The organism is Streptomyces griseorubiginosus, assembly GCF_036345115.1.
GTDB lineage: Bacteria > Actinomycetota > Actinomycetes > Streptomycetales > Streptomycetaceae > Streptomyces > Streptomyces griseorubiginosus_C.
Map to the genome: position 1 here is coordinate 3,674,553 of NZ_CP107766.1, position 18,016 is coordinate 3,692,568.

Genomic DNA, 18,016 nt, shown 5'->3' on the forward strand with positions numbered 1-18,016 from the left:
GGTCAGTCGGCTGCGCAGTCGGGCTTATCGGGCTCCTCCAGGGGCGCGGACGCCTCCTTCAGCGCGGCCCAGCGGGACTCGCGTGACGCGTCCTCGTACCAGGGGGCGGGCTCGGGGAAGGGGCTCGCCGAGGGCTCGAGGGGGAGCACGTCGTAGGGCTCGTAGGTGTCGTCCTGGTCGGCGGGGGCGTAGGCGTCTTCTTCGAGGGGGCCGGCGTCTGCGTGTTCCCGGGCGTGGGCGTCTTCCTGGCCGGGTCCGCCGAGGGTGTGGTCAGGGGCGCCGCTCGGCACCACCCGGGCGGCCTGCGTGTCGCTGGGCTTCACCGGGCCACTCCCAGGTCCGACTCCAGGCGTCGTCGTGACCCCGTCCGCCGCGTTCCGCCAGGTCAACAGCCCTCGCACCCACGCCCGCGCTCCGCCGCGCGTGCGTCCCCGCCAGCCCCGCACCCCCAACCCCACCGGCACTCCTACGCCCGCGATCCACACCGCCACCGCGCCGCCCACCTGCCACCACACCGGGCCGAAGCCGGCCAGCGTCCCCACGCCCAGCGGGCCGCCGGCCAGCACGGCGAGCCCGGCGAGCACCCCGGCGCACAGCGCGGCGGCCCAGCACACCGCCCCCGCGGTCCGTCCCCGCGACCAGTCGGCGTCCGCGGCCCGCCCCACGAACCAGCCCACCACCGCCCCGGCCACCACCGGCACCCCCGCCACCACCCAGTGCACGGTTCCCCCGGCCCCCGCCTCCGGCACCGCCGCCAGCAGCGGGAACGGCGGCAGCAGCGGCGCGGGATCCGACGACAGCGGCGCCACCACATGGCCCGCGCCCAGCGCGAACCCGGGCCCGGTGGCGTACCCGACCGCCCACACCGCCGCGTTGGGCACCAGCGCCAGACAGAGCAGCAGGACGGCGAACCGCCCCGACCACCCCTCCGTCAGCTGGAGGAACGATCCCCGGGTGGCCTCGCCGTGCACCACCAGAGACACCCCCAGCACCGCCGCCCCGCCCCCGACGAGCACGGCGACCCCGGCCCCCGCGGCCCGGGCCGCCACACCGAGCCGTACCCGCGCCTCCGCCCCGAGCACCAGTCGCCGCAACCCCGCGGGCAGCAGCACCAGTACGCCGTCCAGCGCGTCGCCGGGGCGGCCGTACGCCGTCCACACCCCCGCGCCGGCCGCCACCGTGGCGACGACCGGCAGGCACCCGCAGACCCACGCCCAGGACGGCCGCAGCACCCCACCGGACGCGTACAGCCCGGCGGCCGCGCCGACGGCGAGGTACCCGAGAACGACCCCCGCCCACGCCGTCCGCCCGGAGGCCGGCGGTGGCGCCTCGTCCCCCGAGGCCACGTCCCGCGCGGCCCGGTGCACCAGCCACAACGGCAGCGCGAGCAGCAGCAACGGGGTCACACCGACCGGGGCCGGCACGCCGGAGAGCGTGTCCGTCCGGACCAGTTCGGCACCGTGGGCCAGCAGCCACAGCGCCGCGGCCACGTGCAGCGCGCCACCGGGACCGCTGTCGGGATACGGCGAGCTGATCCACAGCACCGTCACGAGCACGGCGAACGACCCGAGCCCGAGGCCGGCGGCCACCGCGCCACCCAGGAGGCTGGCGGCCAAGCCGGGCGTCCGGTCGCGCAACCGGGTGAACAGGGGCGACAACGAGGTACGGCGAGCAGTCATCTCGATCACGCCCGCCATGCTCCCAACGACACGCGCTTATCCGTCGTAACAAGCGAACCACCGAAGTGTCGATCAATATACGACTATGTACTTTTTCGTACGAAGGGGTGTGCTGTGACGGCGGAATTGTCGGCCGGGCCACCGAAGGAGCCGGAGCCCGCGCCCGAGGTGACGGATCCTCAGCCGCAGCCCGAACCGGGGCCCCCGGCGGCCTCCCTGACACCCGCTCAGGCCTTCGACGCGCTGTACGCCTTCTGTGCCCCCGCCCTCGTCCGGCAGGCCTATCTGCTCACCGGCCGCCGCGAACTCGCCCGCGAGTCGGTCGAACGGGCCTTCCAACTCGCCTGGCAGCGCTGGCCCGAGGTGGCGGTGGACCGCGACCCGGCGGGCTGGGTACGGGCCATGACGTACGAGTACGCCCTCTCCCCCTGGCACCGGTTCCGCCCCGGCCACCGGCACCCGGAACCACCGGCCGCCGACCCGTCCGACCGCGCGCTGATGGCCGTACTCCTGAAGCTCCCGCCGTCGCAGCGACGCGCCCTCCTGCTGTACGACGGTCTTGGCCTCGACCTTCCGGAGACGGCGGCGGAGACGGAGGCGAGCACGCCGACGACCGCGAACCGGCTGATGAACGCGCGCGCGGCGATCGCGGCCACGCATCCCGACCTGACCGACCCGTCGACCCTGCACGAGCGCCTGGCCTCGCTGGCCTCCCACGAGCGGCTCCGTGCGGCGACGCCGCCTGCCGTGCGCAACGGCAGCGAGCGGCGGGCCCGTTTCTGGACCCGGGCGGCGATCGCGTTCACGGTGGCACTGATCGGCACGACAGCACTCACGGTCCGCACGGCACCGACCCACTACGAGCCGCCGATCGCGCCGGGCGCGGAGATCCAGGGGGTGCCGGCGCGGGTGGGGCAGGGGGCGTTGTCGGAATCGGAGGTGTCGCTGCGGGAGAAGCTGCGGAAGTCGATGGGGAACGGTCCGGAGAGGGTGGTGCCGGTCGGACGTTGAGCGCGGGCCGGTGGGGGCTGGTCGCGCAGTTCCCCGCGCCCCTTGAAGAGTGGGTCCACTTGAAGTCTTTTAGGGGCGCGGGGAACTGCGCGATCAGCCACGACGCACCCGCAGCCGCCCGACTACCGGCCCCGGCACCTCCTGGCGCGCCGATGGGCCCGCCCCCACACAGGGAAGCGAGCCCATCGACGTTCAGCCAGGTACTGCTCAGCCGGCGAGGATCTCCCGCGCCAGCTTCGCCGTCTCGGTCGGCGTCTTGCCGACCTTGACGCCGGCGGCCTCGAGGGCCTCCTTCTTCGCGGCAGCCGTGCCGGAGGAGCCGGAGACGATGGCGCCGGCGTGGCCCATGGTCTTGCCCTCGGGCGCGGTGAAGCCCGCGACGTAGCCGACGACCGGCTTCTTCACGTTGTCCTTGATGAAGGCCGCGGCCCGCTCCTCGGCGTCGCCACCGATCTCACCGATCATCACGATCAGGTCGGTGTCGGGGTCCGCCTCGAAGGCAGCCAGCGCGTCGATGTGGGTGGTGCCGATGACCGGGTCGCCACCGATGCCGACGGCCGACGAGAAGCCGATGTCACGCAGCTCGTACATCATCTGGTACGTCAGCGTGCCGGACTTCGAGACCAGGCCGATACGGCCCGGCTTGGTGATGTCGCCCGGGATGATGCCGGCGTTGGACTGGCCGGGGGTGATGAGCCCCGGGCAGTTGGGGCCGATGATCCGCGTCTTGTTGCCCTTGCTGACCGCGTGGGCGTAGAAGGCGGCGGAGTCGTGGACCGCGATGCCCTCCGTGATGACGACCGCGAGCGGGATCTCGGCGTCGATGGCCTCGACCACGGCGGCCTTGGCGAAGGCCGGCGGTACGAAGAGGACGGACACGTTCGCGCCCGTCTTCTCGATCGCCTCGGCGACCGTGCCGAACACCGGGATCTCGGTGCCGTCGATGTCGACCGACGTGCCCGCCTTGCGGGGGTTCACGCCACCGACGATGTTCGTGCCGTCGGCCAGCATGAGCTTGGTGTGCTTCATGCCCGTGGCACCGGTCATGCCCTGGACGATGACCTTGGAGTCCTTGTCGAGGAAGATAGCCATGGCTTGTCTGTCCCTCTTCCCTTACTTCGCAGCCGCGAGCTCGGCGGCCTTGTCGGCCGCGCCGTCCATGGTGTCCACGCGCTGGACCAGCGGGTGGTTGGCGTCGGAGAGGATCTTGCGACCCAGCTCGGCGTTGTTGCCGTCGAGACGGACGACGAGGGGCTTGGTGACTTCCTCGCCCTTGTCCGCGAGCAGCTGCAGCGCCTGCACGATGCCGTTGGCGACCTCGTCGCACGCGGTGATGCCGCCGAACACGTTGACGAAGACCGACTTGACGTCGGGGTCGCCCAGGATGATCTCCAGGCCGTTCGCCATCACGGCCGCGGACGCGCCGCCGCCGATGTCGAGGAAGTTGGCGGGCTTGACGCCACCGTGCGCCTCACCGGCGTACGCGACGACGTCCAGGGTGCTCATGACGAGACCCGCGCCGTTGCCGATGATGCCGACCTCGCCGTCGAGCTTGACGTAGTTGAGGTTCTTGGCCTTGGCGGCGGCCTCCAGCGGGTTCGCGGAGTCCTTGTCCTGGAGGGCCTCGTGCTCCGGCTGACGGAACTCGGCGTTCTCGTCCAGGGAGACCTTGCCGTCCAGGGCGATGACGTCACCGGAGGCGACCTTGGCCAGCGGGTTGACCTCGACCAGGAGGGCGTCCTCCTCGACGAAGGTCTTCCACAGGGTGACCAGGACGTCGGCGACCTTGTCGGCGACCTCGGCCGGGAAGTTCGCGGCCTCGACGATCTCGCGGGCCTTGGCCGGGGTGACACCCTCGTTGGCGTCGATCGGCGTCTTGGCGACGGCCTCGGGGCGGGTCTCCGCCACCTCCTCGATCTCCATGCCGCCCTCGACGGACGCGATGGAGAGGAAGGTGCGGTTGGCACGGTCCAGGAGGAAGGAGACGTAGTACTCCTCCACGATCTCCGGGGCCGTCTCGGCGATCATCACCTTGTGGACCGTGTGGCCCTTGATGTCCATGCCGAGGATGTTGGTGGCGTGCTCCACGGCCTCGTCGGCGGAGGCGGCGAGCTTGACGCCACCCGCCTTGCCACGGCCGCCGACCTTCACCTGGGCCTTGACGACGGACTTGCCACCGAGGCGCTCGGTGGCTGCGCGGGCCGCCTCAGGCGTGTCGATGACTTCACCGGCCAGCACCGGTACATCGTGCTTGGCGAAGAGGTCCCTCGCCTGGTACTCGAACAGGTCCACGCGCTTCCGTCCCTATCAGTGATCTCGCGGTTCGTTGTCTGCGTGGGCGTGCCGCGAGGGCAACGTGACGTCCGACCGCTGTCTGTGTCACAAGGGAGGCGCACACGGTGTCCGAGCGCGCGGCATGTCCGTCTCGCAGGTTATCGCCGCTTGCGGAGCGGCTCTAAATCGAGGGTCACACCTGAGCGGTGATACCTGTCACATGATGCCGCGCTCACTGGCACGGCGTGCCGCACGTGAGGACGGGAGGCGGGGCCTCACCGGGGTGGGGTTGCCCCGGTGAGGCCCCTTCTACAGCCCCGAAGGGGGCCGGGAGCGGCTGATCCCCACCCCAATGGGGACCGGTCCGCACCCTCCGAACGGCTCCGGACGAACAAACCGATGGCTTTCGGCCGTCCGGGGTCCGTCACCGCACGGAGTCGTTCGAATCACCGCGAGCGGGTCGCGGTGGTGGGAGGGAAGTCAGCCTTCGCCTGGGGCGTTTTGGCCACCGCCTCCGGAGCCCTCGTCTCGGCCGGCCCCGCCCCCGCGGCCACCCACGGCGGCGCGACAGCGCGGAGTTCCTCCGTGTCGGTGACTCCGGCGGCTGTGACGAGGGAACGGCGGATGTTCTTGTTCATGAGTGCGTCGGATCCCTGGATCTTGGGGGCCTCTAGAGGCATGGGGTCATCCGGAGCCGCAGGGCTCCTGGGGATCCGTCCGGAGTCGGAGAGGCGTCGTCCGAACGGCTGGGGCAGATCTGATCCGCCCCGCGCGCCAGGTCAGCGGCGGGGAGGAGGAGGTCCGGACCTAGCCGGGGAAGACGGGGATGTCCCGGTGCCTGTCCCGGGTCCCGGCCGCGTCGACGTCCGCGGCGGCACCGGGCACGAGCCACAGCGGCGCCCGGTGTTCGAGCGTGATGGCATGTGCGTCGCCGTGTCGCGGCGAACCGTTGTCCATCGCCGACTTGCCGCCCAGGGCACCGCCCTGGCCGTCGGCGGGCGCCTGGTGCGCGGGCGTGTGCACGGTGGAGGCGGTGCGGTGCGCGGAGGTGCGGTGGGCGGAGCCTAGGACGGCGGCCCCGGTCACGGTGCCGCTACCGGTGAACCGCGGCCCGTACGCGACCCCGCCGCGCACGGAGCCCTCGTCATCGGCCGGCTTCGCCACCGCGTGGTCGCCGGGTCCGGGCTGCGGCGCCGAGGTGACCGGCGCGGGGGCAGGCACGGGCGCGGGCAGGGTCTGCACCGGCACCTCGGGCAGGCCCGGCACCGACGGAAGATCCGGTGCCTGGGGGAGCGTCGGCCACGACGGGGACTCCGGGAAGGACGGCAGCGTCGGCAACTCCGGCAGGTCCTGCACCGGAGGTATCCCGACCGTCTCGGTCAGTCCGGTTGTCACCATCTCGACCAGATCACCGACCGGCCGCACGATCCCGTCACTCACGGCCGCCACGACATCCTGGGTCACCGGAAGGAGAACCTTGTCGTGGCCGACGGGGGCAGCCGGCTTGAGCGGCCCGCTCTTTGGCGTTCCGGAGCCCGTAACCGTGGTCGTTTCCGTGCCCGCGCCCAGAGCCTTCGGCTCGATCGGCGGTTTCACCAGCTGTACGGGTGCCTTGACCGGCAACAACCCGGCACCCTCCGCCGCGTGGGCCTGCTCGCCGCAGAGGAACCCCAGCACGAACAACCCGCCCACCAGCAGCCCCACTTGCAGCGCACGTCGCCCCAACGCCCCACGCAGCACGCGCACGGCGACACCGGGAAACGCTGCTGACCAGGTCAAGAGGGAGCGAGACCTTCCGTGCGGCGGAACGAGGCGAAACGGCATGGAAGCGGAGACGGAAACGGACGGGAAGGGTGAAGACTGTGGAGAGACCGATCCTTGCACGGGGCGCCCGAGGTTGCGCAAGCCCCCTGTTACCGATGCGTAGTCATGTCCGTTTTGGTGGTCGAAGCCGCAGGTCACCGGGTCGACAAATCACCAACGCACGCCCCGCGTTCACGCATCGGTTCACGCCGTGTCCGGTATCGGAAGGGGCCGCTTCTCGATGGCCGCCGCCATCACCTCCGGGAACAGGTCGGGCGTGCAGGCGAAGGCCGGTGCGCCCAGCGCGGCGAGCGCGGCCGCGTGCTCCCGGTCGTAGGCCGGCGCCCCCTCGTCGGACAGCGCGAGCAGCGTCACGAACTGCACCCCCGACGCCTTCATCGCCGCGACCCGCTTGAGCATCTCGTCGCGGATGCCGCCCTCGTAGAGGTCGCTGATCAGCACCACCACCGTCTCCGCGGGCCGGGTGATCTGCGACTGGCAGTACGCCAGCGCCCGGTTGATGTCCGTACCGCCGCCCAGCTGCGTACCGAACAGCACGTCCACCGGGTCGTCGAGCTGGTCGGTGAGGTCGACGACCGCCGTGTCGAACACGACGAGCCGTGTGTCGATCGACCGCATCGACGCCAGCACCGCCCCGAACACCGACGCGTAGACGACGGACGCCGCCATCGACCCCGACTGGTCGATGCAGAGGACGACCTCCTTCTTCACCGACCGAGAGGCCCGGCCGTACCCGACGAGCCGCTCCGGCACGATCGTCCGGTACTCCGGCAGGTAGTGCTTGAGGTTGGCCGAGATCGTGCGGTTCCAGTCGATGTCGTGGTGGCGCGGCCGGTTGATCCGCGCGCTGCGGTCGAGTGCGCCGGTGAGCGTGGCACGGGTACGGGTGGCGAGCCGCTTCTCCAGGTCCTCGACGACCTTGCGCACCACGGCCCGTGCCGTCTCCTTCGTCGTCTCCGGCATCGCCTTGTTGAGCGACAGCAGCGTGCCGACGAGGTGCACATCGGCCTCCACCGCCTCCAGCATCTCCGGCTCGAGCAGCAGGGTGGACAGCCCCAGCCGGTCGATCGCGTCCCGCTGCATGACCTGCACGACGGAAGAGGGGAAGTACGTCCGGATGTCCCCCAGCCAGCGCGCCACGGACGGCGCCGACGCCCCGAGCCCCGCCGAACGCTCTCTCCCTGCCTGCCCCTTTCCGTCTCCCCTGCCGTAGAGCGCAGCCAGAGCCCCGTCCATGGCCGCGTCCCGCCCCCCGAGCACACACCCGGTCCCGTCAGCCGCGTCCCCACCGAGCACCAACCGCCACCGCCGCAGCCGCTCGTCGACCGGGACGGGATCTGGGGCGTGGTCGAGGCTCAAGGTGGCTGCGGTGTCGGAGGTGGTGGGCGTGGAAGAGCTGTCAGTTGCGCTCGGCTGTCCGTTCGGCTCGATCGTCATCCCTGGACCCCCGTCCGGAAACGGTCCCAGAGCGGGACCACGGTCACGGTCGTCGTCGAACCGTGCCTCGTCCGGGGCCCGGTCCTGTGTGCGGGTACGCCTCCGCGTCCTCCGCCGGCGGCCCCCGTCACGTCACTCCCGCTTCTCGCTGTCCGCGTCACCTCGGTCATCGTCCCGCCACCCCCGCAAGGTCGTTGTCGTCGACGTTCACCGAACCGTCGCTGTCGCCGTCGTCGCCGTAGTCGCCGTCGTCGCCCTCCAGGCCGAGCAGCAGTCGCACCACCGGCAGCACCGCGTCCGCCCGCTCCCCATCGAGCTCCGCTCCGAACCCCGGTATCCCGGAACCCGCTCCCGCCGCACTCCCCCGCTGCCCCGGCCCCCGCCGCACCAACTCGCCCAGCGTCCTGCGCACTCCGGGCTCATACGCCGAGAACGTGCGCCGCAGCAGAGGCAGCACATCGGTGAACGCCTCCGCCGACACCCCGGTCAGCCAGGCGTCGACCAGCCCGAGCAGCCGCTCGTCGTGGACCAGGAGCATCCCGCCGCCTGACCCGCCCCCGACGAAACCCTCGATCCACGCGGCCGCGTCCCCCGGCGGCGTCCCCGGCGACAGGACGAGCCCCATGAGCCGCGCCACCTCGTCCTGCGCCAACTCCCCGTCGTCCAGCAGCAGCCGCACGGCCCGCCCCCGGATGACACCCGGCACGGTGTCCCGCCGGCCGAGCACCTTGAGCACGCCCAGCCAACGCCCCCGCAACCCCCGCTGACCCGGCGCCGACGGGACCTTCTCCTGCCCCGGTACGCCCACCGAAGACGCATTCGCCTCGAGGCCCTGCCCCGGGTCCGTCGCCTCCGGGCCTGTCGCCTCCGGGCCTGTCGCCTCCGGGTCCGTCACCTCGCCCAGCAGTCCCACCGCTCCGTGCACCGCGTCCACATGGCGCCGCATCTCCTCGGCCGCCTCCGCGTCCAGCGCGGCGCAGGCCGGCGGCAGGCCGACGAAGACGCGCTCGGCGAGACCCGCGGCCACCTCCGCCAGGGCCCCGGTGCCGGTGCCGCGCACATCGCCGTAGCGGAGGGAGCGGACCAGGGCCGGCAGAGCCTGGGCGAGGTGACCGACGTCCGCGTCCAGCGCGGCGCGGTCGGCGAGGATCTGCATCACCGTGGGCAGGGCGTCGGGGAGTTCGGCCAGCAGACAACGCTCGGCGAGCGCGGTGACGTCGGCGAGCCCGGACGCGGAGACGGCGTCCGCCTCCGCCTTGGCCGTCGCCGCGGCGAGCACGGTCGTGCCCCACACCCCGGCCTCGGCGACCCGCACGGCCAACTCCGGCTCCCACCGCAGCCGCCACGTCTCCCGGAACGTGCCGGTGCTCCCCCGCGAGACCGCCGGCTCACCCCAGGCCACGCCCAACAGTCGCAGCCGGTGCAACAGCCTGCTGCGCTCGGCGTCGTTCTCCTTGCGCAGGTCGAGCTCCAGCTCCCGCTCCAACGCCTCCGGCCTGAGCCGCAGCCGCCGCTGGATCCGGTCCAGGTCCCGCTGCAAGGGCACCGCGGGCGCCGCCTGCGGCACCTCCCCCAGCACATCCCCGACCACCAGCCGGTCGTGCACGAGCGCCAGCGGCACGTCCGAGCCGTCGCACATCACCGCCCGCACCGCGTCGGTCGTCTCGCTCAGGCCGGGCAGCGGGCGGCCGCGCATCGCCGCGAGCGTCCCGGCGAGCCGTACGGCCTCGATGACGTGGGCCGACGACACGATCCGGTCCTCGTCCCGCAGCAGTCCCGCCACCTTGGTCAGCCACCGCTCGACGGGGCGGTCCGGCGCGGCGAACAGGTGCCCGTACCAGCCGGGCGAGTCGATCCCCGCGCCGTAGCCGCTGTGCCGCGACAGCCTGCGATGCGTCCACGGCACCCACGTCAGGTCCGCCTTGACCTTCGGGAGTCCCTTCAGCAGTGCCTTGTCTGCGGCGACGGTGCTCCTGCTCCGCAGTGCGGGCACATGCCAGGCCCCGCACACCACGGCCACGTCGTTCCCGAACTCCCGTTGTGCCGCCCGCAGCTGGAGCCGCATGTACGCCTCCCGCACGAGGTCCCGGTCGTGTCCCCCGGTCCCGTACGTCTCCCGCAGCACCCCCATCGCCTCTTCCAGCACGGTGAACGGCTCGAACACGTCCCCCCGCCCCGCGCCCCGATGCTCGACGACGTCCTCCCACCACCGCTCGGGATCGTCGTAACCGGCGGCCTCGGCGAGCACGGCGAGCGGATCGACCCGAACGGCGTCGTGAGGGGCGGCCTCGTCCCCCGGAGCGGCCCCCTCCCCGGCAGTGTCGGCGTCGGCAGCGGGCGGATCGGCATCCGTACCGCCCGTACCCGGCGCCCTGGACCCCGGCATCTCGGACCCCGGCGCCCCCGATCCCGGTGCCTCGGCGCCCGGCGTCCCCGGCACCCCGTCGGCGGGTCCATCTGGCCCCCCCTCGGCCGGGCCCCCGTCCTCCTCGCCCCTCCCCCAGGCCAACGTGTGCGTCGCGGGCAGGTCGATGAAGCGGGCCGGGACGTCGTGCTCCAGCGCCCAGCGGATCGCCACCCACTCCGGGGAGAACTCGGCTAGGGGCCAGAACGCCGAACGTCCGGGCTCGTCCACGGCATGGGCGAGCAGGGCGACCGGCGGCCGCATGTCCTCCTCGGCGGCCAGCGGGATCAGCGCGTCGGCCTCGGGCGGTCCCTCGATCAGCACCACCCGGGGCAGCGCCGCGTCCAACGCCGCCCGCACGGACCGGGCCGACCCCGGCCCGTGATGCCGCACCCCGAGCAACAGCACCCCGGAACCTGCCCCCCGACTCCCCCGCACCCCCTGGCCGCCGCTCGCCTCTCCACTCCCGACCTCACCGACCCCCGTCACGCCGACCCCCTTTCCGCCGAGGCCACTTGGAGTCGCCCTCGCCGACCATCCAGCCCCTGTCTCGGCCCTCGCCGACCACCCAGTCCCCCTCCCGGCCCTCGCCGACCATCCGGATCCCACCCCCGCCGCCGCCGTACAGCTCGTCACCGCTCACGCGCTCACCTCGCGGCAGGCCCGGTAGAAGTCCTTCCAGCCGTCCCGTTCACGGACGACCGCCTCCAGGTACTCCTGCCAGATCACCCGGTCGGCCGCCGGGTCGCGGACGACCGCCCCGAGGATGCCCGCGGCGACGTCGCCGGCCCGCAGGACGCCGTCACCGAAGTGGGCGGCGAGGGCGAGGCCGTTGGTGACGACCGAGATGGCCTCGGCGGTCGACAGCGTGCCGCTGGGCGACTTGAGCTTGGTGCGGCCGTCGGACGTCACACCGTCGCGCAGCTCGCGGAAGACCGTCACGACCCGGCGGATCTCGGCGATGCCGTCGGGCGCGGCCGGCAGGTCGAGGGAGCGGCCGATCTGGTCGACGCGGCGCGAGACGATGTCGACCTCGGCCTCGACGCTCTCCGGCAGCGGCAGCACGACCGTGTTGAAACGGCGGCGCAGGGCGCTGGAGAGGTCGTTGACCCCGCGGTCGCGGTCGTTGGCGGTGGCGATGAGGTTGAAGCCGCGGACCGCCTGCACCTCCTGGCCCAACTCCGGTACCGGCAGGGTCTTCTCGGACAGAATCGTGATCAGCGAGTCCTGCACGTCGGCCGGGATGCGCGTGAGCTCCTCCACCCGGGCCGTCATCCCCTCGGCCATGGCCCGCATCACCGGGCTGGGCACGAGGGCGTCGCGGCTCGGGCCGTTGGCGAGCAGCTGGGCGTAGTTCCAGCCGTACCGGATCGCCTCCTCCGGTGTGCCCGCCGTGCCCTGCACGAGCAGGGTGGAGTCGCCGCTGACCGCCGCGGCCAGATGCTCGGACACCCAGGTCTTCGCCGTGCCCGGCACGCCCAGCAGGAGCAGGGCGCGGTCGGTGGCGAGGGTGGTGACGGCGACCTCGACGAGACGGCGCGGGCCCACGTACTTCGGGGTGATCACCGTGCCGTCGGGCAGGGTGCCGCCGAGCAGGTACGTCGCCACCGCCCACGGCGACAGCTTCCAGCGGGCCGGGCGCGGACGGTCGTCCTGCGCGGCCAGCGCGGCGAGTTCGGCGGCGAAGGCTTCCTCGGCATGCGGCCGCAACGCCTCGGCCGGCTCCCCGCGCTTCGGTTCCACGGACGTCGGTTCAACAGACACAGTCATGGCTGAGGCCCCCTCCAGCTCGGCCGGTTCGGATCTGCCACCAACCGTGCACCACGCCACTGACAATGCGATCCGACCTGCGGAAACGCGCTCACGGGGGTCCGGGCGGCGGTCGGTCGGGGGTCGATTGTCAGTGGGGGGATCTACCTTCGATGGCATGACTCAGCAGGGGGTGCGCTGGACGGCGGATCAGGTGCTGGCACTGGCTCCTGACGCCGCCTCACGCAAAGCGGGCAGCAAACTCGGGGCGGCCGGGCCGTGGTCCGAGGCGGGCAGTTCCGAGGAGGGGACGGTGTGGGGGCTGTGCAAGGGCAGTGGCAGCAAGCCGTATCAGACGGTCATCGACATCGCGGACGCGGCGGGGCCCGCGTACAAGTGCAGTTGCCCGAGCCGCAAGTTCCCGTGCAAGCACGCGCTCGGGCTGCTGCTGCTCTGGGCGGGCGGAGAGGGCGCCGTGGCGCCGGGGCCGGCGCCGGACTGGGCGGAGCAGTGGATAGAGGGGAGAAGGCAGCGGGCGCAGGAGAAGCGGGCGGCGGGTGCGGCCGGTGCCGCCGCCGGTTCCGGTGATCCGGAGGGGGCGCGGCGCAGGGCGGAGCGCCGGGCGGTGCGGATCACCGCGGGTGCCACGGAACTGGAGCAGCGGCTGGCCGACCTGCTGCGCGGCGGTCTGGCGGGGGCGGAGCAGGCGGGTTACGGCCTCTGGGAGGAGACGGCGGCCCGCATGGTCGACGCCCAGGCCCCGGGACTCGCCGCCCGGGTACGGGAGTTGGGGGCGATCCCGTCGTCCGGTCCCGGCTGGCCGGTGCGGCTGCTGGAGGAGTGCGCCCTCATCCACCTCCTCGACCAGGGGTGGCTGCGCCGCGAGCGGCTGCCGGACGGACTGGCGTCGACGGTCCGTTCCCGGATCGGCCTGCCCGCCTCGCCCGACGGTCCACCGCTCCGGGACCGCTGGCTGGTCCTCGCCCAGTACGACACGGCGGACAGCCGTCTGACGACCCGCCGGATCTGGCTGCACGGCACGGACTCGGGCCGCACCGCGCTGCTCCTCTCCTACGGTGCCGCGGGCCGCGCACCCGAGTTGGCGCTGCCGGTGGGGCTGGAGCTGGAGGCGGAGGTGTCCGCCTACCACGGCACGGGGCAGCTGCGCGCGGCCCTCGGCGAGCAGTTCGCGCCGCCCGCGCCCTCGGCGACCCGGCCACCGGGCGTGTCGACCGAACAGGCCGCCGCTCGTTACGGCGAGGCGCTGCGGGACGATCCGTGGCTGGACTCCGTCCCCGTGACCCTGGACCGGGTGATACCGGCACCGGACGGGGACTCCTGGCAACTGGCGGACGCCGACGGCGACTCGGCACTGCCGCTCACGCCCTCCGCCCGCTCCCGCCCCGGATTGTGGCGCCTGGTCGCCCTCTCGGGCGGCACCCCGGTCAAGGTCTTCGGCGAGTGCGGCCACCGAGGCTTCACCCCTCTGACGGCCTGGCCGGAGGGGACGGGCGAGGCGGTGCAGCTGTGCTGACCGACATGACGCAACCGAAGCGCAACCGACGTGCCTGTACGGCACAGCAACCCCGCCTGACGTCCCTGTGCGGCACAGCAGCCCCGCCTGACGTCCCTGTTCGGCACAGCAGCCCCGCCCGACGTCCCTGTGCGGCACAGCAGCCCGCCCGCGACCGGACGGAAGGGACCCGCATGAACACCTTCGCCCCCGCCCCGACCGGACGGAAAGGAACCGTATGAACACGACCCCCGCGCCCGCCCCGGACGTCTGGGAGGAGCTCGTCACCTCGGCGCTGCTCGGTACCGCGCGCCGTACACCGCCCGGCGTCGCACCCGGCGCCGACGCACCGGCGGCGTTGCTGGACGCGGCGGCCGTGGAGACCGTACGGCGACGGGCCGGTCTGCGGCCCACGCGCGCGGCGGAGCGCCCGCAGCCCGCGCCCGCGGACCCGCGCCCACCGCTCCCCGCCGCTGCGGGCCGCCGGCTCTCGATGCTGCTGGCCGACCGGCCCGGCACGGGCGGCGGCGGTCGCAGGGGTACGGCACCGGACCTGATGGAGCTGCTGCCGCAGTGGCTCTCGACGGCGAACGCCCGTGGTTACGCGGCACCCCCGCACCTGCTGCCCGCCCTGCTGGACGCGGCCCGGGGCCGTACGGACCTGCGGCCGGCGGCGCTGACCTTCGCGGGGCCGCGGGCCACCTGGCTGGCCCGGCTGAACCCGGACTGGCGGTTCGCCCTGCGCGCGGCACCGGGCGGCGGGACGGCACTGCCCCCTCCGGAGGACACCGCGGGGGTGCGACGGCTCTGGGAGGAGGGGTTGTTCGCGGAGCGGGTCGCGCTCCTCTCGGCGATACGGGCCCGGGACGCCGCCGGCGCGCGCGAGTTGCTCGCGACGACATGGGCGACCGAGCGCGCCGAGGACCGGCTGATGTTCCTCGACTCGCTGCGCACGGGCCTGAGCGCGGACGACGAGCCGTTCCTGGAGCAGGCGCTGGCCGACCGGAGCCGCAATGTGCGGGCCACGGCGGCGGAGCTGCTGTCGGCACTGCCGGGTTCGGCGCTGGCGGCGCGGATGGCGGTCAGAGCCGGGGCGTGCCTGGCCGTCGACCGCACCGAGGCCACGCCGACGATCGTCGTCGAGGCGCCGCACGAGTGCGACCCGGGCATGGAGCGCGACGGCGTCGTTGCGAAGGCGCCCTCGGGGAGGGGTGAACGGTCCTGGTGGTTCGGGCAGTTGGTGGAGGCGGCGCCGCTGGGGGTGTGGCCGGACCGGCTGGGCGGGCGGACACCCGAGGAGATCGTGGCGCTGCCGGTGGCGGACGACTGGCGGAACGACCTGCACGCGGCGTGGTGCCGGGCCGCAGTACGGCAGCGGGACGCCCGCTGGGCCCGCGCACTGCTCGGGGCGCCGGCCGCGCCGGAAGCCGGGGGGCCGGGGGCGGTGTCACTGGCCGAACGGGCGAAGCTGCTGGGCACGCTGGGGGCGGAGGAGCGGGCCGAGTGGGTGGCGGGTTTCATCGCGACGCACGGACTGTCCGAGGCCTTCCAGCTGCTCGGCGTGTGCGCGGTGCCGTGGGCCGCGCCGCTGGGGCGGGCGGTGGTCGACGCGCTCAACATCGCCAGGGACGCGGGGAGTTACCCATGGAGCTTCAGCGGGGTGATGGGGCTCGCGGAGCGCTGTCTCGATCCGGGGGAGGCGGGGCGGTTGGAGGGCCTGATGGCGGTGCCGGACGAGGGCGAGGACGCGAGCCCGGGAGCGGGGGGTTACTGGGCGGAGGCGTTCCAGCGACTGGTGACGACGTTGCGCCTGCGGGGCGCGATGACGGAGGAGCTGGGCGCCGCCTAGCGTGGCGTCACGTCACGCGGCCCTGCGAGTACGCGACGCTCACTCCCGCAGCCGGGCTCGCGCAACGACACCGGCCCAGGACGTGACACCCACGCCCGCAGCCGGGCTCGCGCGACGGCACCCACCCAGGGGCGCGGGGAACTGCGCGACCAACCCCCACCGGCCCGCACCCGACATCCCACCGCGTGAGCCCCTACGCCCCCGCAGACTGTCGAACATTCGCCCGCACCCAGTCCACGACCGCCTGTGTCGTCGCCCCCGGCGTGAAGATCTCCGCGACGCCCTTCTCCTTCAGCGCCGGGATGTCCGCCTCGGGGATGATGCCGCCGCCGAAGACGAGGATGTCCGCCGCGTCCCGTTCCTTCAGCAGGTCGATCACCGCCGCGAAGAGCGTGTTGTGGGCGCCGGACAGGATGGAGAGGCCGATCGCGTCGGCGTCCTCCTGGATCGCGGTGCCGACGATCTGCTCGGGAGTCTGGTGGAGGCCCGTGTAGATGACCTCCATGCCCGCGTCGCGCAGCGCCCTCGCGATCACCTTGGCTCCGCGATCATGGCCGTCGAGCCCCGGCTTGGCCACCACCACGCGGATCGGACCGGCTGCCACACCCATCACTGCCTCCATGAAGCGACTGCGTCCATTCCTGATCCATTCCTACCGACTAGTACCGCACAGACCGGGAATGTGAACGAACGTTATCGCCGCCATACCGCCACCGGCAGTTTCGCGATGGTCACCGAGGGGGAAATCACATGGTGGGACACGTTCGGGAGCCGCAACGAGGTCGTCGCACCGCCGCGCCGCAGGCCGCGCGCCACGGCGGTGCGACGCACCGGCGACGGCACGAAGGGCACGCAGGACAGGTAAGGCACGACAACGGGGAGCCTCGTCGCCACACCGACAGGGGCACCCCTGACGTCATCGGCGCACCACCGGCACCACCCGCACGACAAACATCACCTGCACGAAAATCACCACCCCCACGACAGACACCACCCGCACCACAAACCCCCTCGGCACCGCCGGCACCACCTACGGCGACCCAGGAACTCCGCGCCGCACGCCCCACCCACCCCACGCGCCCCACTCGTGCACCGTCGACGTCGACGACGACCTTCGCCGCGACTGCCCACGAGCGCACACGGGGGACGGAGCCGTCCTCCCGTGTGCCGACAGGAGGTCGGCCATGAAGGTCACCAAGGCGGCGCTGCCTTTTCTCCCCCTCTGCCAGCGCCTGCTCCCCAGCAGGCTGGCGGGGCTCTCCGTAGCCCTCCTGAAGGCGACCGCCCTGGAGATCGCGATCCTCGCGGGCCATCTCCTCCTCTACCCCTCCGGCATCACCCAGGAGCGCCGTTCCCCGCTGCCCCCGCTCCCCTCCCCGGAGGACGGCGCCGCGCAGCTGCCGACCGAGGCCAAGCCGCCGGTCGTGCTGCTGCACGGCTTCATCGACAACCGCTCGGTCTTCGTCCTCCTGCGCCGCAGCCTCGCCCAGCACGGCAGGCAGCAGATCGAGTCGCTGAACTACTCCCCGCTGACCTGCGACATCCGCGTCGCGGCGGAGCTGCTGGGCCGGCACATAGAGGGCATCTGCGAGCGCACGGGCAGTCGGCAGGTCGACGTCGTCGGGCACAGCCTGGGCGGCCTGATCGCCCGGTACTACGTGCAGCGCCTCGGCGGCGACGCCAGGGTCCGCACGCTGGTGACGCTCGGCACCCCACACGCCGGCACCCGGGTGGTGCCGCTGGCGAACGCACACCCGATCGTGCGCCAGATGCGCCCCGGCTCAGAACTGCTGGAGGAGCTCAACCGGCCGGCCCCCGGCTGCCGTACGCACTTCGTCAGTTTCTGGAGCGACCTCGACCACCTGATGGACCCGCTGGAGACCGCCTGCATCGACCACGCCGACCTGCGGGCGGAGAACGTCCGGGTGAGCGGGATCGGACATCTCGCCCTGCCCGTGCACCCTGCCGTGGCGACCGGCATACGGCAGGTGCTCGACACCGCGCGGCCCGGAGAGGAGACGGCGAACCGCGCAGGGGGACTGACCGTGGCGTAACGGTCGTATCGACCGGCGGGCACAGCGGTCCGACAGCTCTTCGACAGCCGTCGGACCGCGCATCGACATCGAACAACCATCGAACACAGAGCCAAAGTCCCGCCCGCACTCCCCCGAAACACGTCCGATTGCCCGTTTCCTGCGCGCCCAAAACCAGTTGAAGATTGTCGCGCCCGCGTACCGCCGGGTACAGTCGCCGCACTGCTCTGGCAGCCCCTGTTG

At 73.0% G+C, this 18,016-nt stretch carries 14 protein-coding genes; 5 read left to right on the forward strand and 9 right to left on the reverse strand.

Annotated features, from left to right (window positions below; all coding sequences use genetic code 11):
• Positions 1-2: 2 nt before the first annotated feature.
• Positions 3-1,697, reverse strand: coding sequence for a DUF6350 family protein (locus OHN19_RS16400; protein WP_330264914.1), 1,695 nt, complete (start codon positions 1,695-1,697; stop codon positions 3-5).
• A 96-nt stretch (positions 1,698-1,793) separates the two neighbouring features.
• Here OHN19_RS16400 and OHN19_RS16405 point away from each other — a divergent pair, with 96 nt between their 5' ends.
• Positions 1,794-2,690: a sigma factor-like helix-turn-helix DNA-binding protein gene (locus OHN19_RS16405; RefSeq protein ID WP_330264915.1), complete on the forward strand. Its 897-nt coding sequence runs from the start codon at positions 1,794-1,796 to the stop codon at positions 2,688-2,690.
• Between the two features lie 207 nt (positions 2,691-2,897).
• On the opposite strand, the gene sucD is transcribed toward OHN19_RS16405, so the two are convergent.
• From sucD to OHN19_RS16440, 7 genes are all read right to left on the reverse strand, one after another.
• Positions 2,898-3,782, reverse strand: a complete 885-nt coding sequence (gene sucD, locus OHN19_RS16410; RefSeq protein ID WP_330264916.1) for a succinate--CoA ligase subunit alpha — start codon at positions 3,780-3,782, stop codon at positions 2,898-2,900.
• Between the two features lie 21 nt (positions 3,783-3,803).
• Positions 3,804-4,982 carry an ADP-forming succinate--CoA ligase subunit beta gene (sucC, locus tag OHN19_RS16415; RefSeq protein ID WP_123762596.1) on the reverse strand — a complete coding sequence of 393 codons (1,179 nt, stop codon included), beginning with the start codon at positions 4,980-4,982 and terminating at the stop codon, positions 3,804-3,806.
• Between the two features lie 428 nt (positions 4,983-5,410).
• Positions 5,411-5,602 carry a hypothetical protein gene (locus OHN19_RS16420; protein ID WP_330264917.1) on the reverse strand — a complete coding sequence of 64 codons (192 nt, stop codon included), beginning with the start codon at positions 5,600-5,602 and terminating at the stop codon, positions 5,411-5,413.
• A 169-nt stretch (positions 5,603-5,771) separates the two neighbouring features.
• On the reverse strand, positions 5,772-6,743 hold the full coding sequence (locus OHN19_RS16425; RefSeq protein WP_330264918.1) for a hypothetical protein: 972 nt from the start codon (positions 6,741-6,743) through the stop codon (positions 5,772-5,774).
• Between the two features lie 228 nt (positions 6,744-6,971).
• Positions 6,972-8,225 (reverse strand): VWA domain-containing protein, encoded by a 1,254-nt coding sequence (locus tag OHN19_RS16430; protein ID WP_330264919.1) that lies wholly within the window; start codon positions 8,223-8,225, stop codon positions 6,972-6,974.
• A 166-nt stretch (positions 8,226-8,391) separates the two neighbouring features.
• Positions 8,392-11,067 (reverse strand): DUF5682 family protein, encoded by a 2,676-nt coding sequence (locus OHN19_RS16435; RefSeq protein WP_330269634.1) that lies wholly within the window; start codon positions 11,065-11,067, stop codon positions 8,392-8,394.
• A gap of 201 nt (positions 11,068-11,268) precedes the next feature.
• Positions 11,269-12,399 (reverse strand): AAA family ATPase, encoded by a 1,131-nt coding sequence (locus tag OHN19_RS16440; protein WP_330264920.1) that lies wholly within the window; start codon positions 12,397-12,399, stop codon positions 11,269-11,271.
• A gap of 157 nt (positions 12,400-12,556) precedes the next feature.
• Here OHN19_RS16440 and OHN19_RS16445 point away from each other — a divergent pair, with 157 nt between their 5' ends.
• Both OHN19_RS16445 and OHN19_RS16450 read left to right on the forward strand, forming a co-directional pair.
• Entirely contained in the window at positions 12,557-13,912 is a 1,356-nt protein-coding gene (locus tag OHN19_RS16445; protein ID WP_330264921.1) for an SWIM zinc finger family protein, read from the forward strand.
• A 217-nt stretch (positions 13,913-14,129) separates the two neighbouring features.
• Entirely contained in the window at positions 14,130-15,740 is a 1,611-nt protein-coding gene (locus OHN19_RS16450) for a DUF5691 domain-containing protein (RefSeq protein WP_330264922.1), read from the forward strand.
• Positions 15,741-15,933: 193 nt separating this feature from the next.
• Here the strand turns inward: OHN19_RS16450 and OHN19_RS16455 are convergent, their stop codons facing one another.
• Positions 15,934-16,350 (reverse strand): cobalamin B12-binding domain-containing protein, encoded by a 417-nt coding sequence (locus tag OHN19_RS16455; protein WP_330264923.1) that lies wholly within the window; start codon positions 16,348-16,350, stop codon positions 15,934-15,936.
• A 72-nt stretch (positions 16,351-16,422) separates the two neighbouring features.
• Here OHN19_RS16455 and OHN19_RS16460 point away from each other — a divergent pair, with 72 nt between their 5' ends.
• Positions 16,423-16,605, forward strand: coding sequence for a hypothetical protein (locus OHN19_RS16460; protein WP_330264924.1), 183 nt, complete (start codon positions 16,423-16,425; stop codon positions 16,603-16,605).
• Positions 16,606-16,924: 319 nt separating this feature from the next.
• The gene (locus tag OHN19_RS16465) at positions 16,925-17,794 is read left to right on the forward strand and encodes a lipase family alpha/beta hydrolase (protein ID WP_330264925.1); all 870 of its coding nucleotides are present in this window, start codon (positions 16,925-16,927) and stop codon (positions 17,792-17,794) included.
• Positions 17,795-18,016: the final 222 nt, after the last annotated feature.

Coding starts and splice junctions, on each gene's coding strand:
- OHN19_RS16450 (WP_330264922.1), top strand. CDS start 14,130: ATGAACACGACCCCCGCGCCCGCCCCGGACGTCTGGGAGGAGCTCGTC.
- OHN19_RS16420 (WP_330264917.1), bottom strand. CDS start 5,602: ATGAACAAGAACATCCGCCGTTCCCTCGTCACAGCCGCCGGAGTCACC.
- OHN19_RS16440 (WP_330264920.1), bottom strand. CDS start 12,399: ATGACTGTGTCTGTTGAACCGACGTCCGTGGAACCGAAGCGCGGGGAG.
- OHN19_RS16400 (WP_330264914.1), bottom strand. CDS start 1,697: ATGGCGGGCGTGATCGAGATGACTGCTCGCCGTACCTCGTTGTCGCCC.
- OHN19_RS16445 (WP_330264921.1), top strand. CDS start 12,557: ATGACTCAGCAGGGGGTGCGCTGGACGGCGGATCAGGTGCTGGCACTG.
- OHN19_RS16465 (WP_330264925.1), top strand. CDS start 16,925: ATGAAGGTCACCAAGGCGGCGCTGCCTTTTCTCCCCCTCTGCCAGCGC.
- sucD (WP_330264916.1), bottom strand. CDS start 3,782: ATGGCTATCTTCCTCGACAAGGACTCCAAGGTCATCGTCCAGGGCATG.
- OHN19_RS16430 (WP_330264919.1), bottom strand. CDS start 8,225: ATGACGATCGAGCCGAACGGACAGCCGAGCGCAACTGACAGCTCTTCC.
- OHN19_RS16455 (WP_330264923.1), bottom strand. CDS start 16,350: ATGGGTGTGGCAGCCGGTCCGATCCGCGTGGTGGTGGCCAAGCCGGGG.